General features: G+C 64.7%; 18 protein-coding genes and 1 tRNA gene. 12 read left to right on the top strand and 7 right to left on the bottom strand.

The genetic code is table 11. The features are described from left to right. Nucleotides 1-2,743 (top strand): beta strand repeat-containing protein (locus tag J6500_RS02355; RefSeq protein ID WP_225711042.1); only part of this gene is annotated, 2,743 nt, incomplete at its 5' end. Between the two features lie 140 nt (nt 2,744-2,883). Here J6500_RS02355 and J6500_RS02350 read toward each other — a convergent pair. The 5 genes from J6500_RS02350 to J6500_RS02330 all read right to left on the bottom strand — a co-directional run bounded on the left by J6500_RS02350 (nt 2,884) and on the right by J6500_RS02330 (nt 7,623). Then, the gene (locus J6500_RS02350; protein ID WP_225711041.1) at nt 2,884-4,026 is read right to left on the bottom strand and encodes a hypothetical protein; all 1,143 of its coding nucleotides are present in this window, start codon (nt 4,024-4,026) and stop codon (nt 2,884-2,886) included. 110 nt (nt 4,027-4,136) lie between these two features. After that, nucleotides 4,137-4,403: a hypothetical protein gene (locus J6500_RS02345; protein ID WP_225711040.1), complete on the bottom strand. Its 267-nt coding sequence runs from the start codon at nt 4,401-4,403 to the stop codon at nt 4,137-4,139. Further along, nucleotides 4,396-4,572: a hypothetical protein gene (locus tag J6500_RS02340; protein WP_225711039.1), complete on the bottom strand. Its 177-nt coding sequence runs from the start codon at nt 4,570-4,572 to the stop codon at nt 4,396-4,398. Before J6500_RS02340 ends, J6500_RS02345 begins: the two co-directional genes overlap by 8 nt. Nucleotides 4,573-4,701: 129 nt before the next feature. Next, nucleotides 4,702-4,795 (bottom strand) — tRNA-Ser (locus tag J6500_RS02335). 248 nt (nt 4,796-5,043) lie between these two features. After that, on the bottom strand, nt 5,044-7,623 hold the full coding sequence (locus tag J6500_RS02330; protein WP_225711038.1) for a transglycosylase SLT domain-containing protein: 2,580 nt from the start codon (nt 7,621-7,623) through the stop codon (nt 5,044-5,046). A 399-nt stretch (nt 7,624-8,022) separates the two neighbouring features. Between J6500_RS02330 and dapA the strand changes: the two genes are divergently transcribed. From dapA to J6500_RS02310, 4 genes are all read left to right on the top strand, one after another. Further along, complete coding sequence (gene dapA / locus J6500_RS02325; protein WP_225711037.1) at nt 8,023-8,913, top strand: 4-hydroxy-tetrahydrodipicolinate synthase; 891 nt, start codon at nt 8,023-8,025, stop codon at nt 8,911-8,913. Between the two features lie 61 nt (nt 8,914-8,974). Beyond that, nucleotides 8,975-9,391, top strand: coding sequence for a large conductance mechanosensitive channel protein MscL (gene mscL / locus J6500_RS02320; RefSeq protein ID WP_225711059.1), 417 nt, complete (start codon nt 8,975-8,977; stop codon nt 9,389-9,391). A gap of 1 nt (nt 9,392) precedes the next feature. Beyond that, complete coding sequence (gene smpB, locus J6500_RS02315; RefSeq protein WP_016843999.1) at nt 9,393-9,866, top strand: SsrA-binding protein SmpB; 474 nt, start codon at nt 9,393-9,395, stop codon at nt 9,864-9,866. A gap of 79 nt (nt 9,867-9,945) precedes the next feature. Further along, complete coding sequence (locus J6500_RS02310; RefSeq protein WP_225711036.1) at nt 9,946-10,521, top strand: peroxiredoxin; 576 nt, start codon at nt 9,946-9,948, stop codon at nt 10,519-10,521. Between the two features lie 73 nt (nt 10,522-10,594). Here J6500_RS02310 and J6500_RS02305 read toward each other — a convergent pair whose 3' ends face one another. Both J6500_RS02305 and J6500_RS02300 read right to left on the bottom strand, forming a co-directional pair. Beyond that, nucleotides 10,595-11,254, bottom strand: coding sequence for a uracil-DNA glycosylase (locus tag J6500_RS02305; RefSeq protein ID WP_225711035.1), 660 nt, complete (start codon nt 11,252-11,254; stop codon nt 10,595-10,597). Continuing rightward, a complete protein-coding gene (locus J6500_RS02300) occupies nt 11,235-11,867 on the bottom strand; it encodes a LabA-like NYN domain-containing protein (protein WP_050400972.1) in 633 nt (210 codons plus the stop codon). Before J6500_RS02300 ends, J6500_RS02305 begins: the two co-directional genes overlap by 20 nt. Before the next feature lie 363 nt (nt 11,868-12,230). On the opposite strand from J6500_RS02300, the gene rpoZ reads away from it, so the two are divergent. From rpoZ to era, 7 genes are all read left to right on the top strand, one after another. Further along, complete coding sequence (gene rpoZ / locus J6500_RS02295) at nt 12,231-12,623, top strand: DNA-directed RNA polymerase subunit omega (RefSeq protein WP_016844003.1); 393 nt, start codon at nt 12,231-12,233, stop codon at nt 12,621-12,623. Between the two features lie 217 nt (nt 12,624-12,840). Beyond that, complete coding sequence (locus tag J6500_RS02290) at nt 12,841-15,132, top strand: RelA/SpoT family protein (RefSeq protein ID WP_225711034.1); 2,292 nt, start codon at nt 12,841-12,843, stop codon at nt 15,130-15,132. 100 nt (nt 15,133-15,232) lie between these two features. Further along, complete coding sequence (locus J6500_RS02285) at nt 15,233-15,997, top strand: pyridoxine 5'-phosphate synthase (RefSeq protein WP_225711033.1); 765 nt, start codon at nt 15,233-15,235, stop codon at nt 15,995-15,997. Continuing rightward, entirely contained in the window at nt 15,994-16,410 is a 417-nt protein-coding gene (gene acpS, locus J6500_RS02280; RefSeq protein ID WP_225711032.1) for a holo-ACP synthase, read from the top strand. The genes J6500_RS02285 and acpS overlap by 4 nt, the downstream gene beginning before the upstream one ends. Before the next feature lie 289 nt (nt 16,411-16,699). Next, a complete protein-coding gene (gene lepB / locus J6500_RS02275; RefSeq protein ID WP_225711031.1) occupies nt 16,700-17,458 on the top strand; it encodes a signal peptidase I in 759 nt (252 codons plus the stop codon). Then, on the top strand, nt 17,455-18,276 hold the full coding sequence (gene rnc / locus J6500_RS02270; RefSeq protein ID WP_225711030.1) for a ribonuclease III: 822 nt from the start codon (nt 17,455-17,457) through the stop codon (nt 18,274-18,276). The genes lepB and rnc overlap by 4 nt, the downstream gene beginning before the upstream one ends. Then, complete coding sequence (gene era, locus J6500_RS02265; protein WP_225711029.1) at nt 18,269-19,189, top strand: GTPase Era; 921 nt, start codon at nt 18,269-18,271, stop codon at nt 19,187-19,189. The genes rnc and era overlap by 8 nt, the downstream gene beginning before the upstream one ends. Nucleotides 19,190-19,191: the final 2 nt, after the last annotated feature.

Raw genomic sequence — 19,191 nt, 5'->3', positions numbered from 1 at the left:
CTCGGTCACCGCCGGCAGCTACACCGACGTGGCCGGCAATCTCGGATCGACCGGCGCCGACACGGTGGCGATCGACACCCAGAATCCGACCGTGGTGGTCGAGATCGCCGATGCATCGCTGAGCGACGGCCACAACAGCTCGAACGTGACCTTCACCTTCTCGGAGGCGGTCAGTGCGGCGACGGTTGCGACGCTGGCCGGGGGGGCCGGGATCACGGTGGCCGGCGGCACGCTGTCGGCCTTGAGCTGGGCGGCGGATCACACCTCGGCGACGGCGACCTTCACCGCCACCGACGGCGTCACCGCCTCGGGCTCGGTCACGGTTGCCGCTGGCGGCTACACCGACGTGGCGGGCAATCTCGGATCGACCGGCGCCGACACGGTGGCGATCGACACCCAGAACCCGACCGTAGTGGTCGGGATCAGCGATACAGCGCTGAAGATCGGCGACGTGGCGACGGTGACCTTCACCTTCAGCGAGGTGCCGTCGAACTTCAGCGCCGCCGACGTGACCTATGACACCACCAGCGCCACGCTTGGCGCGATCACGGCGACGGCCAATCCGCTGGTCTTCACCGCCAGCCTGACACCGATCGCGTCGATCACCGATGCCACCAACATCATCACGGTGGGTACCGCCTGGCAGGATCCGGCCGGAAACGCGCCGGCAGCGTCGGTCAACTCGGTCAACTACACGGTCGACACCGTCGCGCCGACGGTTGCGGTCAACATCGTCGACACGTCGCTCGACAACGCAGATCCGAGCTCAGTCGTGACGTTCACCTTCTCTGAAGCAACATCGGATTTTCTTCTTACAGACATCACGGCTGTCGGTGGGACGGTCTCCGGCCTCACAGGGTCGGGGACGACCTATCAAGCAACGTTCACGGCCACACCGGGCTTTACTGGAACCGGCTCTGTCTCAGTGACGAACGGGAGCTACACCGATCCGGCCGGAAATACCGGCGCATCAGGCTCCGACACCGTGGCGATCAGTCGTCCAAATGACTCGACGCCGCCGACGCTTAATTCCATTACTGCGACCAACCTCGGTAATACCCAGGGTGCAACCGCAACGGTCACTTTCACTTTCTCGGAGCAGGTCACCAACTTCGACTTGACCGACGTCACGATAGATCAGCCGACCCGGATCTCGCTATCCAACCTTCACGTTACGGCAGATCCCCTGGTGTGGCAGGCAACGGCCACGAGATTGGCGGCCAACGGCTCGTATAAGCTGACGGTTGCGAGCAACACCTTCACGGACCTGGCGGGCAATGCCAACACCACATCCACTACGAGCGGACAGCTCGCGCCCGCCGGCGTTGCCGGCTCCGAGATCAATCTTGCCTTGACGGATCAGGCCGATCACATCGGTGCCACCTCGGTCACGGTCTCCGGTGTGCCGATCGGCTGGATGTTGAGTGATGGTACAAGCAATGGCGACGGTACCTGGAATATCGTGACCAACGATCTTTCGTCGCTCACGATTACGACGCCGAGCAACTATACCGGCGCTCTCGTGCTCTACGTTACCGAAAGCTGGACCAACATCGACGGCAGCATCGGGCAGGCGACGATCGCCGACAACATCGAAGCCTTCGCGGCAGGCAATCCGATCTTTGCGATATCGGGTGACGACACGCTCACCGGCTCGAGCGGCCATGATACGTTCGTGTTCTCGCAGCCGATCGGCCATGATGTCTTGTACAGCTTCGAGGTGTCCGCCGATGTCATTGACCTGATCAGCTACGGCTGGCAGACCTTCGCGGACGTTCAGGCCCACACCGCGGACGACGTGAGAGGAAATGCAGTGATCACGTTGGCGTCCGGCCAGACGATCACGCTCGATGGCGTGCACGCGGCGGACCTAACCGCTGCAAACTTCGAGTTCGACGTGACGCCGACCACCGAAAATGCAGGCCAGATGACCATCGGCGACGGCGCGATACTGCCGCTGTCCGGCATCATCGACAACACCGGTTCGATCGAACTGCAGGCTTCCGGGGACGGTACGCTGCTGCAACTGATCCAGACCGGGATCACGCTCAACGGCGGCGGCCACGTGACGCTGTCCGACGATGACCACAACTTCATCGCCGGCACCACCACAACCGTCACGCTCGACAACGTCGACAACGTGATCTCGGGCGCGGGCTGGATCGGGCAGGGCAATCTGGTGCTCAGCAACGCCGGCACCATCGATGCCACCGGCACGCATGCGCTGGTGATCGACACCGGCGCGAGCGTGATCGCCAACACCGGCACGTTGGAGGCGTCCGGCTCGGGCGGCCTCGTGCTGAACAGCGCGGTCGACAACAGCGGCCTGATCTGGGCCAATGGTGGCATGGTCACAGCAGAGGGGGCGGTGAGCGGCAACGGCAACGCTCTGATCAGCGGTGCGGGCACCATCGACTTCGGGGCGAGCGCGACAGCGAACGTCACCTTCGATGCAACTGCCGCCGGCCACCTGATCCTGGACGACGCCTTCCACTTCTCCGGCACGGTGAGCGGCTTCGACGGCAATGACATCATCGACATCAAGGGCGTCAGCTTCGGCGCCGGCACCACGTTGAACTTCTTGGAAAACGAGGCCGGAACTGGCGGCACTCTGACCGTGTCGGACGGTGCCCATACGGCGAACATCGTTGTGCTCGGTCAATACGATCCGACGGGCTTTGCCGGGAAGGCCGATGCGACGAACGGCGTGGTGATCACCTACGATGCGTATCATCTCGTCTGAGCAAGCGAACGCTTTCCAGCGCGCGGCGCTCGAGGCGATCGCTAAAGCGCGATGAGATTGGGTTGAATCCTCATCGCGCTTTCGCTCCTTGTTTGAGCATGATCTGTTCGGAAAACCGCTTCACTTTTCCGGATCATGCTTTAGTTCGGCATCAGCACCGCGTCGACGCGGCGGCTGTTCCGCGTGCTGATGATGATGGCGCCGTTGCGGGTCGCGAACCTGGCGCCGACAAGTCTCGGCAATTTCTCCGTCAACGAGGAGGGCAGCGGGATCATTCCGCCGGTGACGGGATCGCCGACCTTGGCCGTCACCGCCGTCGCGCCCGGCGATGGAGCGGCCTTGATGTATTCCCTGACCAGCTGGACTTCTTCCCGCGAAAGGTTGAGGGCGCTCTGCTCGCTGGCGCTCTCGGAGGCCTTCCTTTCGGCCTCCGCCCTGGCTTGCGCCTCTTCCTTCTCGGCGGCTTCGCGCCTCGCGCTTTCGGCCTGCTCGAGTTTTGCAAGACGCTCCCTGAGCGGAGCCTGCTCGCGGCGGAGCGCGGCGATATCCGATCTCAGCGAGGAGATCTGGCCGATTGCAACCGCCGCGGCGAGGCCGGCGATGACCGAGATCACGCTGAGGCCGGCAACGGCGAGGCGCGACGTTCCAGCTCCGCCCTCCAGCTTGCGAGCCGGGACGTTGCGCGCGGAACGCCGTCGCCAGATCCGGGTAAATCCCGGCGCTTCGGTGCCGAGCAAGCCGGCGAGCGCCGCCAGCCGTGAATCGCTTCGGTCCGTCCGCTGAATGGAGCCGAACGCCGGCCCGGGGATAATCGGGGTCTCCGGTGCAGAGGGCTCGCGCGAGGGGAGCTCGGGAGCTGCGGCCGAATGGCTCGGCGCCGGCATTGGGTGATCGGCAAGGTGATCGCTGGTCAGAGCAGGGAGCCCGAGACCGAGATCGTCCGAGCGGACGATCGCGGCTGCCGCATCGGCACGGCGGGCGTCGGCAGCAACCATTTCCAGCAGATCGGATGGCTGCGCCTCGCGTTCCTGCTCGGCACGCGAGGCCTCGAGCGCGTGCCACAGCGAAAGGCCCTTGTCGGTGATTTGCAGGCCGGCGTCGCTGATCGAGGCCCATCCCGACTCGAAGATGTCGGCATCGCCGAGCTTCGACGATCGGTTGAGCCTTGCGGCGTCATCGCCGCTTGCGATCATGCGCCTGACCTCGCGGCTGACATCGTCGATCGGAATGCGCTGCTCGGGCTTCGCAGCCAGCACGGTCAGGATCGCGAGATTGAACTTCATGCGGCGCCTCCGTCAGCCAGAGCGCCGGGCGATTGTAAACGGTCGCATCGGTGCGAACAATGCAGGCGCGGCGCGGGCCGATCGATGCGATCGCCCGCGCGCGCGGCTGTTCACAGGAAATCCCGAAGGCGGGACAATTCGACGATGTGCTCCGGCGACAGGATCTCCGGCACCAGCGGTGCCTGAGGCACCGTACGGATTTCATAGAGGTGGCGCGCCTTCTCCGGCTTGGCCATGAATTCGCGGATGCATTCGTCCAGCGTGGCCTCGGCAACCATGTATGGTGCGCGATCCTCGCGGCGGGCATTGCCGAGCGAAGGCCATTTGTAGAGGCGGGCGGACGCACCGAAGTTCAGTTGGGATATGTCGTCAGACATGGATCATCGCAGCCTGGGCAAGTGGATCAAACTTCAAATCGGCATTCGCGAACGCAATGAGCAAGGTCAGGCGCGAGGCAATGATTGCGCGGCAACGTCGAGGGCCAACCGCGCCCGGGGGCTTGGCCGTCTGGCCCAAATTGCAATCGGCCAGGCCGGTCACCATCATGATCGCATCTTCTTACCAAAGCCCACACGCGGCTTCATTCGCACGTCGTGCGGGGAGAAATTTGTCACCGATCCGCGCTGTCGGCGGATTCCGAATTCCGGTGAAAATCCAGGTGCTGCACATGCAGGCTGGCGGAGACGGAGGGATTCGAACCCTCGATAGGCCTTTACAAGCCTATAACGGTTTAGCAAACCGCCGCCTTCAGCCACTCGGCCACGTCTCCGGTGGCGCCGATATGCCCGAGCGGGCGCCAAGCCGCAAGCGGCAGATTGAGATTGCGGCTGGATGATTTGGTGGCGGCTCCGGGGGCAGCGGAGCCTGACATAGCCCTGCACCTTCACCGCGCGACCGGGAGGTGCGCCGTTGACGCAGCGGCGCGTCGAAATATGTCAGTAGTAACAAATAGTTATATCGATATTCGTCGCAAACGGGTGAGGCCGCCCATAACCCTGTTGAAAAACCGCTGCGCGGTCATTCCACGCTGGCGCCGCGGCGCAGGTCGGCCTCGATCTGCAATCTGGTCCCGCCGCCGAAGCGGGCGCGATAGACCTGCAGGTTCTCCATGATGCGTTGGACGTAGTTCCGCGTCTCCGAGAACGGAATCAGTTCGACCCAGTCGACCGCATCGACCTTGGGATCGCGCGGATCGCCGTAGCGCTCGATCCACTTCTTCACGCTGCCGCGGCCGGCATTGTAGGCGGCGAAGGTCAGTATGTAGGAGCCGCGATAGTCCTCGAGCAGGCCACCGAGTTCGGCGGCGCCAAGCATCGCGTTGTAGACCGGATCGGTCTTCATCCGGTTGAGGTCGAAGCCGATGCCGGCACGCTTGCAGACGTAACGACCGGCATCCGGCGTCACCTGCATCAGGCCGTAAGCCTGGGCCGGGGACACCACGGCCGGATTGAACGCGCTCTCCTGGCGCGCGATGGCGTAGACGATGCTCTGCTCGACCTCGGGCCCGACCTGGCGGAACGAGGGGATGCCGTTGATCGGATAGGCGTAGTGGTCGAACGGCAGCCCGCGGTTGAGCGCGGCCTTGCCCATCAGCAGCATGCCGCGCGCATCGCCGTGCCGCGCCGTCAGCTCGCCGAGCCCGGCCAGTGCTTCCGGATCGCCATTCTCGCCCATGTCGGCGAAGATCGGGATCGCGAGCTCGCGCTCGTCGATGTCGTAAAGCAGCGCCACCGCGCGCACGATCTCGAGCCGGTCGGCGCCGCGGCCGCGCGGCACGCCGTTCAGCTCGATCTGCGGCAAGCCGAGCTTGGCGCGCGCGAGCTGGCCGTAATAGCTGGTCGATTGCTCGGCGGCGCGGCCATAGGCGGCGCGCGCCTCCTGGCCGCGGCCGGCGGCTTCCGCGGCGCGCCCCTGCCAGTAGCCGGCGCGCGCCAGCGCAGTCGGATTGGTGCTGCCGACGCCGATCCGCGCGAAGTGCTGGGCGGCCAGTGCGGGATCCTTGAGGAAGCGCAGCGCGATCCAACCTGCGGTGAATTCCTGCTCGGTCTTGTAGATGTCGCGCGCCGGCAGTGCCGCGTCGCGTGCGATCAGATAGGCCGAGCGATACTCGCCGACGTCGATCATCTTGCGCGCCAGCAGGCGGCGCTCGATCCACCACTCGTCGACATTGAACAGCCGCGCGGCGTCCTTCGGCGCGCTCAGCATCAGCTGCGCGGCTTCGCTGAATTTCTCCTCGCGGCGCAGCAGCTGGATCCTGGCAAATATATATCCGGTGTCGCCGGACAGTTCGCGCGGCACATCCTCCAGCAGCGCGCGCAGGTTGCCGCCCTTGCGGTTGGCGGCGATGCGCGCCTTGGCCAGCGCCACATAGCCGGAGCCGAGGCGTTTTGCCGCGCGCATGCCGGCAGCCTCGTTGTCGGTGCCGTAGAGCATGGTGTCCATGCGCGCCTTGTGGTCGCCGGCGGTCAGGAACGATCCGAACAGGTCGAGCGCGGCGGTCTCGGTGTCCTCGCTCATCGGGTCGTTGCGCCAGGCCTCGCGCACCAGGCGCTCGGCATTGCCGCGGTCGCCGCGGCCGATCATCACCTTGGCAAGCGCGAGGCGGCCCTTGGCCGAGACGGGCGATTCATTCTGGAACCAGGCCCAGACAGCGGAATCGTCGCGGCGGTCGTCCCACAGCGCCGCCTCGATGCGGCGGCGGAGGAAGATCTGCGACGGCCAGCTCGGATTGGCGTCGAGGAAGGCGCGGTAGCGCTCGACCGAGGCGCCGTTGTTGTCGCTGCGCAGGATCAGCCATTCGGCCAGCTTGCGCGCGACCGGATCGGAGATCGAGGCCTCGACGTCGGTCGCATCGCTCGGCTTGCGCTTGCGCAGCAGTTCGACGACGTTTGCGAGTGCCTCCTTGTCCGACTGCGAGGTCGACGAGGTCGCGGCTAGCGCCGCGGGCGCGACCGGCTTGCGCACGGCAGGCGTGGCGTGCTGCCGGGTCGCCGGGACCAGTGCGGGGGCGGCGGGACTGGCGGGCAGCGACCTGGTCGTCACGGTTCCCGTTGCAGCCGGCGCAGCGGTCCTGGAAGGGACAGTCTTGGAAGTGGTCTTCGCAGTGCTGTCCTTATGAGCACCGGCCTTGGGTGCCGGGCTCTTGTCATGATTGGCCCTGTCATGAGCGGCCTTGGCGTCACCAGCTTTGGTGTCGCCCGACTTTGCAGTGCTGGGCTTGGCGGCAGTGGCCTTGTCAGCGCTGGACTTGTCGCCATTCGACTTGTCGCCGCCCGACTTGGCAGTGCCGGACTTCGCGTCGCTCGACTTTTCGCCGCTGGTCTTGGCTGCAGCTGGCTTGGGAGCCGTCTTGGCAGCAGGGGTCTTGTCAGCAGCGGTCTTGGCAGCAGGGGTCTTGGCAGCAGGGGTCTTGGCAGCGGCAGCCTTCGGAGCCGCCTTCGGCTCGGCAGCCTTTGATGCCGCGCTGTGGGCTGCCGGCTTCGCATCATCATCGCCGGCCCACGCATCAGCCGTGACGGCCGCGAGGCCGACCACGAGCGCCAGGCTGGTGGCCAGCGCGGTCGATCGCAATATGCCTGCGCGGGGGAAGCGGATCACGGTGTCCTCTGCGGCCGCCGAATCACCTGGTCGTTCGGGCCATGAGTTCTTATTTGATTGAATATGTGCACAAAATACTAAGAAGCGTCGCCGTGCGGCTGTTTGCGCCAGCACCACGGCAAAATCGCGGCCAGGGCGCCTCAGTGTGATCCAGGCCCAAGAAACCGTACCAAAACAAGACCCTGGAGTTTCAGCCTCAGATTCCCATCAGGAACGGGCGCGAAAACAGGCCCCTGGGAATAGGTACGGTGCGGCCCTTTCGCCGGTCCGCCAGACCCGGTATGAATTGCGTTTCCCGGCGCTTTTCGCAGGCGCCGGTGCTCGGTCGCGCGGACGACATTACGCTGAAACGACGCTCCGCCGACCTAGCCTTACGCCTGAAGCAATCGGAGGAACTCCATGGCAGCCAAGACAAAATTCCGAGGATCATTCACTGCCTTGGTGACGCCCTTCAAAAACGGTGGCGTGGATGAGGCCGCGTTCCGCAGCCTGGTGAATTGGCAGATTTCCGAGGGGACGCACGGTCTGGTGCCGGTCGGCACCACCGGCGAGAGCCCGACGCTGAGCCACGACGAGCACAAGCGGGTGGTCGAATGGTGCATCGAGGAGACCAAGGGCCGGGTGCCGGTGATCGCCGGGGCCGGCTCGAACTCGACCAAGGAAGCCATCGAACTCGCCGAGCATGCCGAGAAGGCGGGCGCGACCGCCGTGCTGGTCGTGACGCCCTATTACAACAAGCCGACCCAGGAAGGTCTGTACCAGCACTTCAAGGCAATCAACGACGCGATCGGCATTCCGATCATCATCTACAACATCCCGCCGCGCTCGGTGATCGACATGTCGGTCGCCACCATGAAGCGGCTGTTCGAGTTGAAGAACATCGCCGGCGTCAAGGACGCTACCGCGAGCATGGTGCGAGTCTCGCAGCAGCGCGCGGAGCTGGGCGAGGACTTCAACCAGCTGTCGGGCGAGGACGCCACCATCATCGGCTACATGGCGCATGGCGGCCATGGCTGTATCTCGGTAACCTCGAACGTCGCGCCAAGGCTGTGCTCGGAATTCCAGACCGCCTGGCAGAAGGGCGACGTGAAGACTGCGCTTGCGATCCACGACAAGCTGATGCCGCTGCACACCAACCTCTTCATCGAGAGCAATCCCGCACCGGTCAAATACGCGATGTCGCTGCTCGGCAAGCTGGACGAGAAGCTGCGCCTGCCGATGGTGCCGGTCACCGAAGCGACCCGCGACGCAGTCCGCAGCGCCATGGTGCATGCCGGCCTGATCAACTGAGAGGCTGATCGAGGCCGTCGTGAGCGACACAGTGCGTAACGTTGAACAGAAGGGGATGGGCATGCTGAAGGAATTCCGCGAGTTCGCCATGAAGGGCAACGTCGTCGACCTCGCGGTCGGCGTCATCATCGGTGCAGCCTTCGGTGCGATCGTGACGTCGCTGGTCGGCGACATCATCATGCCGGTCATCGGCGCGATCACCGGCGGCCTCGACTTCTCCAACTATTTCACCGGGCTTTCCAAGGCGGTGACCGCGACCAATCTGGCCGACGCCAAGAAGCAGGGCGCGGTGCTTGCCTGGGGCAACTTCCTGACGCTGACGCTCAACTTCCTGATCGTCGCCTTCGTACTGTTCCTGGTCATTCGCGCCATGAACCAGTTCAAGCGCAAGGAAGAGGTCAAGCCCGCCGAGCCGCCGAAGCCGACCGCCGAGGTCGTGCTGCTGACGGAAATCCGCGATCTCCTCAAGAAGAGCTAAAGTGGCCGAGAAGAACGAACGCCCGATCAAGGTTGTCGCCGAAAACCGAAAGGCCCGCTTCAACTACGCAATCGAGGACACCATCGAGGCCGGCATTTCGCTGACCGGCACCGAGGTGAAGTCGATCCGCAGCGGCAAGAGCACGATCGCGGAATCCTATGCGGATTCCAAGAACGGCGAGCTGTGGCTGATCAACGCCAATATCCCGGAATATCTGCAGGCCAACCGCTTCAACCATGAGCCGAAGCGGCCGCGCAAGCTGCTGCTGCACCGCAAGCAGATCAACAAGCTGCTCGGCGCGGTGGATCGCGAGGGCATGACCCTCATTCCGCTAAAGCTCTATTTCAACGAGCGCGGCCGTGCCAAGCTGCTGCTCGCGGTCGCCAAGGGCAAGAAGCTGCACGACAAGCGCGAGACCGTGAAGAAGCGCGACTGGGGCCGCGAAAAAGGCCGCCTGATGCGGGCGAGGGGATAGAAGCGAGTAGGAAATGGCGACTAGCGAATAGGGCGCAGGTGCCCGCTCTCCATTCGCTATTCGCCTTGCGGAGCCGGACATGACTCAATCCAGCCTCACCGACGTCGACTGGAGCAAGATCCCGGCGCCGGCGGACGACGGCGGCGCGGCACACCTAAAGGGCATGGCGGTCCCGCCGATTAGCCTGCGTGCAACCAACGATACCTCGGTGATGCTGTCCGCGCTCGACGGCCGCACGGTGGTGTTCGCCTATCCGCGGACCGGCGAGCCTGGCAAGATCGGTCTGGTCGATGACTGGGACATGATACCCGGTGCACGCGGCTGCACGCCGCAGGCCTGCGCGTTCCGCGACCTGTTCGCCGATCTGAGGGCGGCCGGTGCCGCGCAGGTGTTCGGCCTGTCGACCCAGAGCAACGACTACCAGACCGAGATGGCCTCGCGGCTGCACCTGCCGTTTCCTGTGCTGTCGGACGAGGCGCTGGAAATGACCCGTGCCCTGAGGCTGCCGACGATGTCGGTCGCCGGGCTGACGCTGATCAAGCGGCTCGCGCTTGTCATCGACGATGCGCGCATCACCCACGTGTTCTACCCGGTGTTCCCGCCCGACCGGAACGCCGGCGATGTGCTGGATTGGCTGAAGCACAACCCACGGTAGTTCCGGTCCCGATTGCGTAAGGCTCGGCAAAGGAGCGTCCGCGACCTGCCCACCCTACGAATTGGCTACGCGATCAGCCCAGATCCTTTCGCACGTTCGCGAACACCTTGCGGAACATGTCGGCCGTCAGCACACCGGTGTTCGTGTTGTAGCGCGAGCAATGATAGCTGTCGTAGAGCTTTACCTGGCCGGACTTATGCACTGCACCATGCGCAAAGGGTGCCGCGGCCAGACGAAGCCCCAGCGCCTTCAAGGTCGATTCGTGGGCGATGCGGCCGAGCAGCACGATCGCGCGCAGCTTCGGCATCGTGGCGATGGTCGCGCTGAGAAACTGCCGGCAGGTGTTGATCTCCGCCGGCAGCGGCTTGTTCTGCGGCGGCACGCAGCGTACCGCGTTGCTGATCCGGCAGTCGACGAGCTTCAGGCCATCGTCTGGCCGCGCCTGATAGACCCCGCTGGCAAAGCCATATTCGAGCAAGGTCGCGTAGAGCAGGTCACCGGCGTAATCGCCGGTGAAGGGACGGCCGGTGCGGTTGGCGCCCTGCAAGCCCGGAGCGAGCCCGACGATCAGCAGCCGCGCATTCGCCTCGCCGAACGAGTCCACCGGTGAGTTGAACCAGCCCGGCTGCCGCGCCCGTGCCTCGGCACGGAAGGCGGCGAGCCGTGGACAGAGCGGACAGTTGCTGTCGGGGCGGGTGGAGGCGGTGACGAGATTACTCGTCGAAATCGTCATCGGCTCCCCGTGGGGCCATGGTGGTCGCGCGCTGCAGGAATTGCGGGGAGTGGTGGCGGGGCTCGCGCGGCGCCGGACGCTCGGAGGGATCGCGGCCAAGCTTGGATTGCAGCTCGACCAGGTCGGTGAAGACGTCGGCCTGGCGGCGCAGCTCGTCGGCGATCATCGGCGGCTGGCTGGCGATGGTGGAGATCACGGTGACGCGGACGCCGCGGCGCTGCACCGCCTCGACCAGCGAGCGGAAATCGCCGTCACCGGAGAACAGGATCATCTGGTCGATGTGCTCGGCGAGTTCCATGGCATCGACGGCGAGCTCGATGTCCATGTTGCCCTTCACCTTGCGGCGGCCGCTGGCGTCGATGAATTCCTTGGTCGCCTTGGTGACGACGGTGTAGCCGTTGTAGTCGAGCCAGTCGATCAGCGGACGTATCGACGAATACTCCTGATCCTCGATGATCGCCGTATAATAGAACGCTCGAAGCAGCGTGCCGCGGCCCTGGAATTCCTTGAGCAGGCGCTTGTAGTCGATGTCGAATCCCAGCGTCTTTGCGGTTGCGTAAAGATTCGCGCCATCGATGAAGAGCGCGATCTTGTTGGAAACAGGTGACGACATCAAAGTGTTCTCGCGTGGTTGTTAGTGTTCTTAGCGCAGCGGCAACGGACCGCGCGCAATTTCCTTAGTCGCTGCCTAAAGTTCGGTGAATCTTTCCCCACGACAGTCACCACTGGAATTATGGTGAGGCGAGGGCAAAAAGCCCAGACTTTTGACATCGCAATGAGAGATTTACTTCTCTGGCTCGGCAACCTGGCCATGCATGTAGCCTGCTGCCTCGGCCGTCCCGCCCCCAATATACCCGGTTATCAGAGCCTGTTCGGAAGGCAAATCACAAATTTTACCTTGCGAAACCGAACCCGGCCCTATAACTAACCCTCATAACCAACATGTTCGGTCCCTTTTACCACGGAGCGCCTCGCAATGGCTCGCGTCACCGTCGAAGATTGCATTGATAAGGTCGACAATCGCTTCGACCTCGTTCTGCTGGCGGCCCATCGCGCCCGGATGATCTCGTCGGGCTCACAACTGACGGTTGATCGCGACAACGACAAGAATCCGGTCGTTTCGTTGCGGGAAATTGCCGACTCCACGATCTCGCCGGAAGACCTCAAAGAGGAACTCGTGCACTCCCTGCAGAAGTTCGTCGAGGTGGACGAGCCGGAGCCCGACACCGTGCCGCTGATCGGTTCCGCCGGCGCCAGCGTCGATGCCGACGATACCGAGGTCGCGGTCGAGCGGATGACCGAGGAGGAGCTGCTGAAGGGGCTCGAGGGCCTCGCGCCGCCGGAGGAGCAGCCCGAGGAAGACGAGTAAGGCTTCCAGCCCCGCAAACTTTCGCAATCAATATGGCACGGCCCGGACATCGCTCCGGGCCTTTGCTTTTGTTGACAATTTTGCAGTTAAGATGCGTCCTATGCGGGCGCGGGAAATTGAACGGTTCTGCTCTCGCGCGGGGTGCTGCTTCATTCGAAGACGCACTAGATTGAGCAGGCAGGGGCCATTGGGCCCCGCGTGGGAGGCATCATAGTCCATGGCGTACCGACGCCGCAGTTCCAGCCAGATGCAGGCTGCGACCGAGACGGTCGCGGTGGCGCCGGCTTCGTCCATGACCGAAAAGCCGGCCAGGCCGCGGGCCCGGATGATGCGGCAATATGACCTCGTCGAGCGTGTCCGCTCCTACAACCCCGATACCAACGAGGACCTGCTCAACCGCGCCTATGTCTATGCCATGAAGGCGCATGGCACCCAGACCCGGGCCTCCGGCGATCCCTTCTTCTCGCATCCGCTCGAGGTCGCCGCGATCCTGACCAACCTCAAGCTCGACGACGCCACCATCGTCGCGGCGCTGCTGCACGACACGATCGAGGACACCGAGGCGACGCGGGCCGAGATCGACCATGTGTTCGGCCACGAGATCGGCGCACTGGTCGAGGGCCTGACCAAGCTGAAGCGGCTGGAACTGGTCTCGCGCGAGGCCAAGCAGGCCGAGAACCTTCGCAAGCTCCTGCTTGCGATCGCAGACGACGTCCGCGTGCTGCTGATCAAGCTCGCCGACCGCCTGCACAACATGCGCACGCTGGAGTTCGTGCCGCCGGCATCGCGCCGCCGCATCGCCGACGAGACGCTCGACATCTACGCACCGCTGGCCGGCCGCATGGGCATGCAGGAGATGCGCGAGGAGCTCGAGGACCTGTCCTTCTTCGTGCTCGATCCGGAGGCCTATGCGGTGGTCAAGCAGCGCCTCGACGCGCTGGCCGACCGCAACCGCAACCTGATCGGCGAGATCGAAACACAGCTTTCCAAGAACCTGCAGAAGAACGGCATCACCGCGCGCGTGGTGGGCCGCCGCAAGCAGCCGTTTTCGATCTGGACCAAGATGGAGCGCAAGTCGGTCGGCTTCGAACAGCTGTCCGACATCTACGGTTTCCGCATCATCCTCGACGACATCGGCGCCTGCTACCGCGCGCTCGGCATCGTCCACACCACCTGGCCGGTGGTGCCGGGCCGTTTCAAGGACTACATCTCGACGCCGAAGCAGAACGACTACCGCTCCATCCACACCACGGTGATCGGGCCGGGCAAGCAGCGCGTCGAGTTGCAGATCCGCACCGAGGAGATGCACCGGATCGCCGAGTTCGGCATCGCGGCGCACGCCTTCTACAAGGAAGGGATGGGCTCGCCGAACGAGCGGCTGAAGCACGAATCCAACGCGTTTGCCTGGCTGCGCCACACCATCGGCATTCTCTCGGAAAGCGCCAACCCGGAGGAATTCCTCGAGCACACCAAGCTCGAATTGTTCCACGACCAGGTGTTCTGCTTCACGCCGAAGGGCAAGCTGATCGCGCTGCCGCGCCAGGCCACCGCGATCGATTTCGCCTATGCGGTGCATACCGACGTCGGCGCCAGTGCGGTCGGCTGCAAGATCAACGGCAAGTTCGCGCCGTTGTCCTCCGAGCTGCAGAACGGCGACGAGGTCGAGGTCCTGACCTCCAAGGCGCAGTCGGCGCCGCCATCGGCCTGGGAGGCGCTCGCCGTCACCGGCAAGGCGCGCGCCGCGATCCGCCGCGCCACCCGCAATGCGGTGCGCGACCAGTATGCCGGCCTCGGCCGCCGCATCGTCGACCGCCTGTTTGCCCGCGCCAAGATCGAATATGCCGACGACAAGCTGAAGGGCGCGCTGCCGCGGCTCGCCCGCACATCGATCGAGGACGTGATGGCCTCGGTTGGGCGCGGCGAGATCAAGGCTTCCGACGTCGCGCGGGCGATGTACCCCGACTACAAGGAAGAGCGGCTAGTCCGCTACGGTGCCAAGAAGGGCGCCGGCGCCAAGCCGAAAACGGAGGCCGCGCCGCATCCGACCCGCGTCGCCTCGGTCATCCCGGTGCGCGGCATCAATTCCGACCTGCCGGTGAAGTTCGCGCCGAACGGCGGCGCGGTGCCGGGCGACCGCATCGTCGGCATCGTCACGCCGGGCGAGGGGATCACGATCTATCCGATCCAGTCGCCGGCGCTGAAGGATTTCGAGGAGGAGCCGGAGCGCTGGCTCGATGTGCGCTGGGATATCGACGAGACCATGCCGCAGCGTTTCCCGGCGCGCATCCTGGTGCACAATGTCAACGAGCCCGGCAGCCTTGCCCAGATCGCCACGGTGATCGCCGAGCACGACGGCAATATCGACAACATCCATATGTCGCGCCGCTCGCCCGACTTCACCGAGCTGACCATCGATCTCGAGGTCTATGACCTCAAGCATCTCAGCGCTATCATCGCGCAGTTGCGCGCCAAGGCCGTCGTTGCGCGGGTCGAGCGCGTCAACGGCTAGGTTCTCGTCGTTGCCGGGCGGACCCGGCAACCCATCTTTCATGGCAATGGCTGCACGGCTGATGTCCGCGCGTCATTGGTTGGAATTGCAGGTCAGGGACATGTCAAAGCCTCCTCCGCTGCGTCTCGGTATCAATGTCGATCACGTCGCGACCCTGCGCAATGCGCGGGGCGGGGCGCGGCCCGATCCGGTGCGGCTGGCACTGGCCGCGATCGCGGCAGGCGCCGACGGCATCACCGCGCATCTGCGCGAGGATCGCCGTCACATCCGGGATGAAGACATGGCGCGGCTCAAGGCCGAGATTTCCAAGCCGCTGAACTTCGAGATGGCGGCGACCGACGACATGCTGCGGATTTCGCTCGCCACCAAGCCGCATGCGGTCTGCCTGGTGCCGGAGCGGCGCCAGGAACTCACCACCGAGGGCGGCCTCGACGTGGTCGGCCAGCACAATGCGCTGGCGCCGTTCATCGCCCGGCTCAGCGACGCCGGCATCCGGGTGTCGCTGTTCATCGCCGCCGATGTCAGGCAGATCGAGATGGCTGCCAAGCTGAAGGCGCCGGTGATCGAGATCCACACTGGCGGCTGGTGCGACGCGGTGGTCGACGGCCACACAGACAAGGCCGAGGCCGAATGGACGCGCATCGTCGAAGGGGCGAAGCTGGCGCATTCGGCCGGGCTCGAGGTCCATGCCGGCCACGGCCTCGACTATGAGACATCAGAGACGATTTCGGCGCTGCCGGAGATTCGCGAGCTCAACATCGGCTACTTCATGATGGGGGAGGCGCTGTTCGTCGGCATCGCCGAGACCGTGCGCGCCATGCGGGCGGCGATGGACCGCGGCCGCGCCAAGGCCGCCGGCGCATGATCATCGGCATCGGCTCTGACCTGATCGACATCACCCGCGTCGCCAAGGTGATCGACCGCCATGGCGAGCGCTTCCTCGAGCGCATCTTCACCGAGACCGAGCGTGCCAAGGCGATGCGCCGCGCCAACAGCGAGAAGATGGTGGTCGCGACCTATGCCAAGCGCTTCGCCGCCAAGGAGGCCTGCTCCAAGGCCCTCGGCACCGGTATCCGGCGCGGGGTGTGGTGGAAGGACATGGGCGTCGTGAACCTGCCTGGGGGGCGGCCGACCATGCGGCTGACCGGCGGGGCCCTGGCGCGGCTGCAGGAACTTACCCCCGAGGGAATGGAAGCCCGGATCGACCTCTCGATCACGGATGACTGGCCGTTGGCGCAGGCTTTCGTCATCATTTCGGCGGTTACCCCAGGTAAATGAGTCGGGTGGCCCCGCGGCGTCGCCGGAAAACTTCAGAAAACTAAAAAGTCATTGATATTTCAATGGATTGCGAAGTTTTGAGGCGGCGATTGATTGCACCCTTGCGAACAACCGTCTAAAACGCCGCAGGGATAGACATCGAGCGAGACGCGGATTTCGGGTTTACGCCGGAATTTGCCCTCAAGATCAGAATTCAAGGCCATTTTCCTCACGCGAGGGCCGAACGCTTCGCGTGGTGAGAACGTTCTGCCACCGCGCGGGCTCTGGGCTTGCGGGAATTGGGATAGCAATGAGCGCGACCACCGGGACCAAATCTGAGAGCGGCTTGGGCGAGACCATCCGCGTCGTCATCCATGCCCTTCTGATCGCGCTCGTGATCCGGACCTTCCTGTTTCAGCCGTTCAACATCCCCTCGGGATCGATGAAGGCGACGCTGCTGGTCGGCGACTATCTGTTTGTGTCGAAATACTCCTACGGCTACAGCCACTACTCGATCCCGCTGTCGCCGCCGCTGTTTTCCGGGCGCATTTTCGGCTCCAACCCGAGCCGCGGCGACATCGTCGTGTTTCGCCTGCCCAAGGACGACACCACCGACTATATCAAGCGCGTGATCGGCCTGCCGGGCGACCGCATCCAGATGAAGGAGGGGCTGCTCTACATCAACGACGTCCCGGTCAAGCGCGAGCGCGTCAGCGATTTCGTCGGCGAGGATCCCTGCGGCTCGGATGCCGTGGCGCGGGTCAAGCGCTGGAAGGAGACGCTGCCGAACGGCGTCAGCTATGAGACGCTCGATTGCGTCGACAACGGCTTCTACGACAACACCAACGTCTACACCGTGCCCGAAGGCCATTTCTTCATGATGGGCGACAACCGCGACAATTCGACCGACAGCCGGGTGCTGTCGGCGGTCGGCTACGTGCCGCTCGAGAATGTCATCGGCCGGGCCCAGATGATCTTCTTCTCGATTGCCGAGGGCGAGCAGGCCTGGATGTTCTGGCGCTGGCCCACCGCAGTGCGGTGGAATCGCCTATTCTCCATCGTGCGATGATCGACGAGACGACAGCCATCGAGAATCAACAGCCGCCCGGCGAGCCGAGCCAGACCCCTGCCGCCGGCGGCACGGCTGCGCCCAGAAAGCGGCGCAGCAAGGCCGCCAAGGTCGCGGAGGAGAAGGCCGCGATCGCGGGGATCGAGGCGCGCCTCGGCTACAGCTTCTCCGATCCGGCACTGCTGACCACCGCGTTCACCCACGTCTCCGCGCTCAAGCCGGCCAGCCGCAACCGCGCCGACAGCTACCAGCGGCTGGAATTCCTCGGCGACCACGTGCTCGGCCTGATCGTCTCGGACATGCTGTTCCGCGCCTTCCCGAAGGCCGACGAGGGCGAATTGTCGAAGCGGCTCGCCGACCTCGTGCGCAAGGAAAGCTGCGCCGACGTCGCCAAGTCGCTCGGACTGCTCGACGACATCAAGCTCGGCATGGTGAAGGCGGTGGAGGGCGCGCGCCTGCGCAAATCCGTGCTCGGCGACATCTGCGAGGCGGTGATCGGGGCGATCTACCTCGACGGCGGCGTCGAGGCCGCGCGCCAGTTCGTCGAACGCAACTGGACCGAGCGGATGAACAAGCCGCGCCGGCCGCTGCGCGATCCCAAGACCGTGCTGCAGGAATGGGCGCAGGGCAAGGGACTGCCGACGCCGGTCTATCGCGAGGTCGAGCGCACCGGGCCGCATCACGATCCGCAATTCCGTGTCGCCGTCGATCTGCCGGGACTGGCGCCCGCCGAGGGCCTCGGCGGCAACAAGCGCGCGGCCGAGAAGGCCGCGGCATCCGTGATGATCGAGCGCGAAGGCGTCGGTACCCATGACTGACACGAAAGGGCAGCCGGACGCGACGCGCTGCGGCTTCGTCGCGCTGATCGGGGCGCCCAATGTCGGCAAGTCGACGCTGGTCAACGCACTGGTCGGCTCCAAGGTCACGATCGTCTCGCGCAAGGTGCAGACGACGCGCGCGCTGATCCGCGGCATCGTCATCGAAGGCAATGCGCAGATCATCCTGGTCGACACGCCCGGCATTTTCGCGCCGCGGCGCAGGCTCGACCGCGCCATGGTGTCGACCGCCTGGAGCGGCGCCCATGACGCCGATCTCGTCTGCGTGCTGATCGATGCCAAGGCCGGGCTCGACGAGGAGGCGCAGGCCATCCTGGCCAAGCTCGAATCCGTCGCGCATCCGAAGATCCTGGTCCTGAACAAGGTCGACCTCGTCCAGCGCGAGAAGCTGCTGGCGCTGGCGCAGGCGGCCAACGAACGGATGCGCTTCGAGCACACCTTCATGATCTCGGCGCTGTCGGGCGACGGCGTCGACGATCTCAGGCGCACGCTGGCGCAGATGGTGCCGGCGGGGCCGTTCCACTATCCCGAGGACCAGATGTCGGACGCGCCGATGCGGCATCTGGCGGCCGAGATCACCCGCGAGAAGATCTACGGCCATCTGCATCAGGAGCTGCCGTACCAGTCGACGGTCGAGACCGACAGCTGGACCGACCGCAAGGACAAGTCGATCCGCATCGAGCAGACGATCTATGTCGAGCGCGAGAGCCAGCGCAAGATCGTGCTCGGCAAGGGCGGCGCCACCATCAAGTCGATCGGCGCGCAGGCGCGTGCCGAGCTCGCCGAGATCATGGGCGTGCCGGTGCACCTGTTCCTGTTCGTCAAGGTGCGCGAGAACTGGGGCGACGACCCGGACCGTTACCGGGAAATGGGGCTGGAATTCCCCAAGGAATAGAG

The sequence above is a fragment of the Bradyrhizobium semiaridum genome, from assembly GCF_020329505.1.
In the GTDB taxonomy this organism is placed as follows: Bacteria; Pseudomonadota; Alphaproteobacteria; order Rhizobiales; family Xanthobacteraceae; genus Bradyrhizobium; species Bradyrhizobium semiaridum.
The sequence above is the reverse complement of the archived record's forward strand: the minus strand, read 5'-3'. Positions and strand labels throughout refer to the sequence as shown.

Coding starts and splice junctions, on each gene's coding strand:
- J6500_RS02350 (WP_225711041.1), bottom strand. CDS start 4,026: ATGAAGTTCAATCTCGCGATCCTGACCGTGCTGGCTGCGAAGCCCGAG.
- J6500_RS02345 (WP_225711040.1), bottom strand. CDS start 4,403: ATGTCTGACGACATATCCCAACTGAACTTCGGTGCGTCCGCCCGCCTC.
- J6500_RS02340 (WP_225711039.1), bottom strand. CDS start 4,572: ATGATGGTGACCGGCCTGGCCGATTGCAATTTGGGCCAGACGGCCAAG.
- dapA (WP_225711037.1), top strand. CDS start 8,023: ATGGCAGCCAAGACAAAATTCCGAGGATCATTCACTGCCTTGGTGACG.
- mscL (WP_225711059.1), top strand. CDS start 8,975: ATGCTGAAGGAATTCCGCGAGTTCGCCATGAAGGGCAACGTCGTCGAC.
- J6500_RS02310 (WP_225711036.1), top strand. CDS start 9,946: ATGACTCAATCCAGCCTCACCGACGTCGACTGGAGCAAGATCCCGGCG.
- J6500_RS02305 (WP_225711035.1), bottom strand. CDS start 11,254: ATGACGATTTCGACGAGTAATCTCGTCACCGCCTCCACCCGCCCCGAC.
- J6500_RS02300 (WP_050400972.1), bottom strand. CDS start 11,867: ATGTCGTCACCTGTTTCCAACAAGATCGCGCTCTTCATCGATGGCGCG.
- rpoZ (WP_016844003.1), top strand. CDS start 12,231: ATGGCTCGCGTCACCGTCGAAGATTGCATTGATAAGGTCGACAATCGC.
- J6500_RS02290 (WP_225711034.1), top strand. CDS start 12,841: ATGGCGTACCGACGCCGCAGTTCCAGCCAGATGCAGGCTGCGACCGAG.
- J6500_RS02285 (WP_225711033.1), top strand. CDS start 15,233: ATGTCAAAGCCTCCTCCGCTGCGTCTCGGTATCAATGTCGATCACGTC.
- acpS (WP_225711032.1), top strand. CDS start 15,994: ATGATCATCGGCATCGGCTCTGACCTGATCGACATCACCCGCGTCGCC.
- lepB (WP_225711031.1), top strand. CDS start 16,700: ATGAGCGCGACCACCGGGACCAAATCTGAGAGCGGCTTGGGCGAGACC.
- rnc (WP_225711030.1), top strand. CDS start 17,455: ATGATCGACGAGACGACAGCCATCGAGAATCAACAGCCGCCCGGCGAG.
- era (WP_225711029.1), top strand. CDS start 18,269: ATGACTGACACGAAAGGGCAGCCGGACGCGACGCGCTGCGGCTTCGTC.